This window comes from Mycobacterium sp. (genome assembly GCF_050701675.1).
Taxonomy (GTDB): Bacteria; Actinomycetota; Actinomycetes; order Mycobacteriales; family Mycobacteriaceae; genus Mycobacterium.
The window spans coordinates 1-5660 of the sequence record NZ_JBOGDD010000098.1 but is presented as its reverse complement, the minus strand read 5'-3'; the positions used below and the strand labels follow the sequence as shown (position 1 = coordinate 5660).

The 5660-nt window shown below is 67.3% G+C and carries 7 protein-coding genes; 3 read left to right on the top strand and 4 right to left on the bottom strand.

Annotated features, from left to right (window positions below; translation table 11 throughout):
* The 3 genes from ACRDUX_RS03145 to ACRDUX_RS03135 form a co-directional block, all read left to right on the top strand.
* Positions 1 to 938 (top strand): sigma-70 family RNA polymerase sigma factor (locus tag ACRDUX_RS03145; RefSeq protein WP_526410934.1); only part of this gene is annotated, 938 nt, incomplete at its 5' end.
* A gap of 115 nt (positions 939 to 1053) precedes the next feature.
* On the top strand, positions 1054 to 1563 hold the full coding sequence (locus ACRDUX_RS03140) for a hypothetical protein (protein ID WP_526410932.1): 510 nt from the start codon (positions 1054 to 1056) through the stop codon (positions 1561 to 1563).
* A 181-nt stretch (positions 1564 to 1744) separates the two neighbouring features.
* Complete coding sequence (locus ACRDUX_RS03135) at positions 1745 to 2179, top strand: hypothetical protein (protein WP_526410930.1); 435 nt, start codon at positions 1745 to 1747, stop codon at positions 2177 to 2179.
* A gap of 648 nt (positions 2180 to 2827) precedes the next feature.
* Here the strand turns inward: ACRDUX_RS03135 and ACRDUX_RS03130 are convergent.
* The 4 genes from ACRDUX_RS03130 to ACRDUX_RS03115 all read right to left on the bottom strand — a co-directional run.
* The gene (locus ACRDUX_RS03130) at positions 2828 to 3349 is read right to left on the bottom strand and encodes a hypothetical protein (RefSeq protein WP_526410928.1); all 522 of its coding nucleotides are present in this window, start codon (positions 3347 to 3349) and stop codon (positions 2828 to 2830) included.
* A gap of 17 nt (positions 3350 to 3366) precedes the next feature.
* A complete protein-coding gene (locus ACRDUX_RS03125) occupies positions 3367 to 4791 on the bottom strand; it encodes a hypothetical protein (protein ID WP_526410927.1) in 1425 nt (474 codons plus the stop codon).
* A gap of 2 nt (positions 4792 to 4793) precedes the next feature.
* The gene (locus ACRDUX_RS03120; protein WP_526410925.1) at positions 4794 to 5090 is read right to left on the bottom strand and encodes a hypothetical protein; all 297 of its coding nucleotides are present in this window, start codon (positions 5088 to 5090) and stop codon (positions 4794 to 4796) included.
* Positions 5091 to 5320: 230 nt separating this feature from the next.
* A partial coding sequence (locus ACRDUX_RS03115) for an LLM class oxidoreductase (protein WP_526410923.1) occupies positions 5321 to 5660 on the bottom strand: 340 nt, incomplete at its 5' end.

Genomic DNA, 5660 nt, shown 5'->3' with positions numbered 1-5660 from the left:
TCGACACTGTCGCGGTGGCGCGTTTCGCGGCCAGCCGGAACCGGCTGGCCTCGCTCGCCTACCGTCTGCTCGGTTCGGCCGCCGACGCCGAGGACACGGTGCAGGACGCATTCCTGCGGTGGCAGGCCGCCGACCGGGAGTACGTCGAGGTGCCAGAGGCGTGGCTGACCAAGATCGTCACCAACCTGGCGCTCGACCGGCTCCGCTCGGCCAAGGTGCGGCGCGAACGCACGGTCGGCACCTGGATGCCCGAACCGCTCCTCGACGGTGACCCGATGCTGGGCCCGGCGGACACCGTCGAGCAGCGCGAATCGGTGACCTTGGCGGTGCTGACGCTCATGGAGCATCTGTCGCCGGTCGAACGGGCCGTTTACGTGCTGCGCGAGGCCTTTGCGTACAGCCATGCCGAGATAGCCGAGATTCTCGGCGTCACCGAGGTCGGGAGTCAGCAACACGCCCACCGAGCCCGGCGTCGAATTGCCGCCGCTGGCAACGGCACTGACGTCGACCATGCCGCCGCGCGCCGAATCGTCGAGGCGTTCGTCGATGCCGCCTCCTCGGGCCGGACCGAACGACTGGTGGCGCTGCTGACCGACGACGCGACCGCCATCTCCGACGGTGCCGGCGGGCGGGCCGACAAGCTGATCCGGTACTCGGGCTCGGAGCGGATCGCCGCCGTGGTGCGTGCCGGATTCAAACCGTCTGCGGCGAAGCGGAAACTGGCGGGCGGTTCTCCCTCGATCCATGCCGCCGTGGTCAACGGCTGCCCAGCCATGCTCGTCACGCTCGAGGACCGGGTCGTAGGGGTCGCGATCCTGGAGATCCATGGCGACAAGATCGCAGGCCTTCGCAGCGTGGCCGCCCCTGCCCGACTCGGTCGTCTCACCGAGGAATGGCAGCGGCGCGCGCATGATGCCGCGCTGATCGAATCGTGGTAACCGGCCGTCCGACATTCGATCTCACGTTCGTCCGTCAATTCCCGTCGGACCATTCGGAGAGTACGCGGCCTGCCCGCCGTCGCCGTCGTGGCAGCTTCGCACCGCGGGAGCAGCCATGACCGACGCCACGACCCCGTCCACCGACCGCCCGGCCGCGGGTCCGGGTACGAGTGAGGCGCGCGCCGCGATCCAGACGGGCCTGGACAGGGCCGTCGAGATCGGCCTGCTCGCGATGGCCGTCGGCCGCTTCGCGGGTGGCGCGGCGAGCCGCGTCACCCCGAGCGGCACAGCACGGTTCTTTGGTGCAGCCGGGGAGCGGACCCCGGAACTCGACTACGTCGTCCGCGTGTGCGGGATCCGAGCCATGGCCCTAGGCCTCGGCTATCTGTCGACCACGGGCGACGGTCGCCGTCGCTGGCAGCAGCTCGCCCTTCTCTGCGACATCTCCGACACCGTAGCGGGAATCGGCGACCTGGTGCGGGGCAAGGTCCCGCGCAGCACGGCCCTTGGGGCGACGCTGCGCGCCGGCATCTTCGCCGCCATCGGCGCCGCACGGGTCGCCCACGACCGCGGGACTGTCCCGAGAGCAGCCGACGCCCCGCCGCCAACCCACCCACTGTGTTGACGACGGTCGAGTGGACCTCCGTCTCACCCCGGCAAAGACCGCACCGACTAGACACCGGTGCGATGTTCGATGACGAACTGGCGAATACAGGGATTCACCTCGCCAGGAACCTGGGACTGTGAATTCAACGGTGCTTCCTGCCTGACACCCTGAGCGATGCTCGGCGGGAAAGGTCGCCGTGATGACGGCACTGGATGATGTGATCAAGAAGAAGGCCGAGCGGTCCGTCGAGCAGCAGGCTGCGGTCGACTGGTCCGGCTGGCCCAAGTTGCTGACCAAAACCGTCCTGGAGAGCGCCAGTTCGCATCAGAAGACCCAGCTGCCCGACGGTTGCAGTACGAACCCGTGCTTGTTGTCGGCGTCGATGCAAGCGACCAACCCGCCGTCACCGACGGCACACGTACCGTTCTTCCCGACGAATTTCCTGCCCGCAGCGAGGGGCATCGTGCGGGCGGGGGCGCATGCGGTTGCCGACCGCTCGAACGCGTATGGCGCGTCGCCGGCCTTTCGTACTGCGGGACAACCACTTCCCGTGACTGAGGCGGGCAAGCCCTCGATATCCCCACTGCAGACGATGGACTTCTCAGTCCCATGGTCGAGCACGCAGCTGATCTGATTGGGAGTGACGAACGACGTGTAAGTCAGTTTGGGATCGTGGGGATCGATGGCGGTGAACGCGCTGAGGTCGGGGAAGTTCGGCGGCGGCTCGGCCGGCCCAGGAGCCGACGAACACGCGGCGAGCCCGAGCGTTAGAACGGTCAGCCATCGTGCCTGCCACATCAGAAGACCCAACTGCCCGACGGTTGCGGCACGAACCCGTGTTTGTTGTCGGCGTCGATGCATGCGACCAACCCGCCGTCACCGACGGCACACGTACCGTTCTTCCCGGATAGCTTTTTGCCGGCGCCGATGGGTCTCGCCCGAGACGACGCACACTCGCGGCCAGACCGTTGAAAGACGTACGGTGCATCGGCATTGACGGGGTCAGCTTTGCGTACTGAGACGCAACCGCTTCCCGGAACCGAAGTCGGAACGCCCGGAATGACCCCATTGCATGCCGTCACCGCGTGCGGTCCGAAATCGAGTACACAATCGATCTGATCTGGGCTCACGAACGATGTGCCTGAAACGTGGTAGTCCTCGGGGTCGACGGCGGCGAAGGTGTTCAGGTCGGGGAATCCAGACGGCGGCTCCGTCGACTTGGGTGGGGGTGAGCATGCTGCGAGCACCAGCACCACGATGACCAACCATCGAGCTGGCCACATCAGAAGACCCAGCTGCCCGACGGTTGCAGCACGAACCCGTGATCGTTCCTAATGCACGCGGTGAGCTGGCCCGCACCCACTGCGCAAATGGTTGTGTCGTTGGATACGAACGTTGCCTTTTGGCCGACGGCGAGCAGCTCGTCGGTCGGCGGTGGGCAACCATCGGTCGACTTCTCGAATCTGAAGGGTTCCGAACGTCGTGCGGCTTCGTATGACTGCAGGACGAGAGCGCAGTCGCCGTACTCGGCTCCTGCCAAGCCAGGCAATGGGCCACTGCAGCGGACGAGGCTGCCGACCATGCAGCTCAGTCCGTCCGGTGTGCGGAAGTACGCGTAGCCGTTGGCGGACCGGTCGGGACGCGAGAAGTCCTGGCTGGCAGGCGTTTCCGTGAACGCGTTGAGGTCGGGGAATCCAGGGGGCTGAGCGCGCGCCTGAGGCGCACTGGGGACACCAGTCAGCATCGTGGCCGAAGCCAAGACTGCGAGTACCTGCATCGTCAGCCGACGTTTGGAGCTGGTCATTTCGAGACTCTCTCACGTTAGTGCTGGACGGTGACTTCGGTCCGGTAGGTGTATGGGTTGTACGGCTTGTCGCCCTGGTGGTTCCAGTCGGGTGGATCCTCCCAGGTGCTCACTCGCAGCTGGACGGTCTCCTTACCCGTCACCGGGTCGTACACGGTGTCAACCACAGTGGGTCCGTAAGGGGCGGCGCCGCCTGGCCATGTGCCCTGGCCGGGTGGGAACAGCGGAGCTGCCTGCGCGGTCAACAGGCCTTCCGGAGTGGAGGCGGTGATCGCGCCCATCGGTTGGTCCCCCGGGACCCGGGGATCGAAGTTGTCCGAGCCGACGAGCATGAAGCCGCCACCCTTGAGTGCCACCAGTTGGTTCTCGCGATCGCCGGGCAGCCCCTGGATTTCCCCCTGCGGCTTGAGTGTCTGCATCCAGCCGTTCGGGTTGTTGGGGTCGATGGGGTCGGACATGTAAAGCACTCTCGTCCGGTCGCCGGGGTGGGGCCCGGTGTTTCCGACGACGACCATCCGATTCGTCTTCGGGTCGTACACACCACTCGCCTGAGAGATGCCGGGCAGGATGCCGATGCTCTTCGACGGATCGTTCATGTCGACCACGGTGGTATCGGCGGTGGCGTACTCGGGATTCGCGGTGTCATCGGGATTGTTGTACGGAACTTCGCTGTACAGCGCGTACTGCTTGCCGTCGGGTCCGACGATGGTGCCGGTCGGCAACGGCCGCGTGCCATCGGGTACCTCCAACGGATTCCGCTCGCCGTTCAACGTCGGGTAGCCGCTTCGGCCGTCGCCGCTGATCTCGATTCCGGAGCCGGGAATCGTGACGTTCAAGTCTCCCTGAGTGCCATCGCGCGTGAGTGGTCCAGGACCTCCGACGATCCGAGGGTCGGTGGACCCGGGACTGCCGCCCTTGCCACCCTCGAGATCGAAGCCCTGCATGCTGGCCGCGACGGCGTCGAGCTGTTTGGCGACGTTCTCGTCGGTGAGGGCCAGCATCATGGCCTTGGCGCGGATGTCGGCCTGAAAGTGCGCGGCGGCGACCTTGCGCACCAGGGCGAGGGCCGCACTGAAGTACCACGGCATCCGGTCCGTCACGCTGAGGTCCTCGGCGACCGCGAAGAACTGGCCGACGGCGTCCTGGATCGCGGCGACGGCGGTGCGCTTGGCGGCGTCGATCGCCTCCGCCCCGGCGGTGGCGATCTTCTCGGCCGTCTTCAGCAGGTCGAGGGCGCCACGGATCTTGACGAGGTTCTCGAACAGCTTGGCGCTGGCCCGATCCGCCGCCGCACCGATCCAGGGCGCGGAGTCGACGGCGTGCTGGGCCTGCCCGTAGAGCCGTTCGGTGAGATCGGCCTGGCGCTGCCAGCCCAAGGCGGCCTGTTGGAGGTGCCCGCTGGACCAACCTTCGATGCGCGATCGGGGGGGTGTCTCGACCATCGCTATCGCGGAGGCTGCATGGTCGTGTCGATCTTCTGCGCCTCCTCGGAGTCCCTCGCGGCGTAGTAGCGCGCCGCCCTGGCGATGTCGTCGGCGAACAACAGTAGGTTCGCCGCAGCCTCGCCGACGACGTGGTTGGCCGCCGCGGTGACGCCTGCCGCCGCCGGGCCCGTCGGCTGTGCGACGGGCGGCTCCCACTCGTGGGTGATGCCACCGCTGGTCAACTGGTCACTGAGCCCGGCGAGTTGGCGGGCGACGGCCTCCAGCGCCGGAACGTCGACTTCCAGGGGTGGTGTCACGCCTCAACGTTAAGGCAGCCGAACCCGGGTGCGATACACCAATTCGGGCGGTCGGACCAGCGCGGCGAGCGTGCGCGTCCTGCCGCTTGGCAACGGCGTGTCGCGCACAGACACGCACGTTCGCGCGAGGACGCGGGGTCACGTTCGCGCGAGGACGTGCGAGGACGCGGGGTCACGTTCGCGCGAGGACGTGCGAGGACGCGGGGTCACGTTCGCGCGAGAACCCGGGATCAGACCAGCGCGGCGAGCTTGCCCGCGAGCCTCTCCACGTAACCGCCGACCTCGGCCTCGGACTTGTCCGGCAAGCCGAACAGCACCTCGGTAACGCCGAGCTCGGCCCAGCGGGCGAGCTTGTCGGGGTCGGGCTTGAAGTCGAGCGCCACGATCTGCGGCGCGCCGTCACGCCCTGCGGCGGCCCAGGTGTCCTGCAGCAGCTTCACGGGGGTGTCGATGTCGAAGTCGCGCGGCGTGGTGATCCAGCCGTCGGCGCTGCGGGCGATCCACTTGAAGTTCTTCTCGGTGCCCGCCGCGCCGACCAGAATGGGGATGTGCGATTGCACGGGCTTGGGC

Coding starts and splice junctions, on each gene's coding strand:
- ACRDUX_RS03125 (WP_526410927.1), bottom strand. CDS start 4,791: ATGGTCGAGACACCCCCCCGATCGCGCATCGAAGGTTGGTCCAGCGGG.
- ACRDUX_RS03130 (WP_526410928.1), bottom strand. CDS start 3,349: ATGACCAGCTCCAAACGTCGGCTGACGATGCAGGTACTCGCAGTCTTG.
- ACRDUX_RS03135 (WP_526410930.1), top strand. CDS start 1,745: ATGACGGCACTGGATGATGTGATCAAGAAGAAGGCCGAGCGGTCCGTC.
- ACRDUX_RS03140 (WP_526410932.1), top strand. CDS start 1,054: ATGACCGACGCCACGACCCCGTCCACCGACCGCCCGGCCGCGGGTCCG.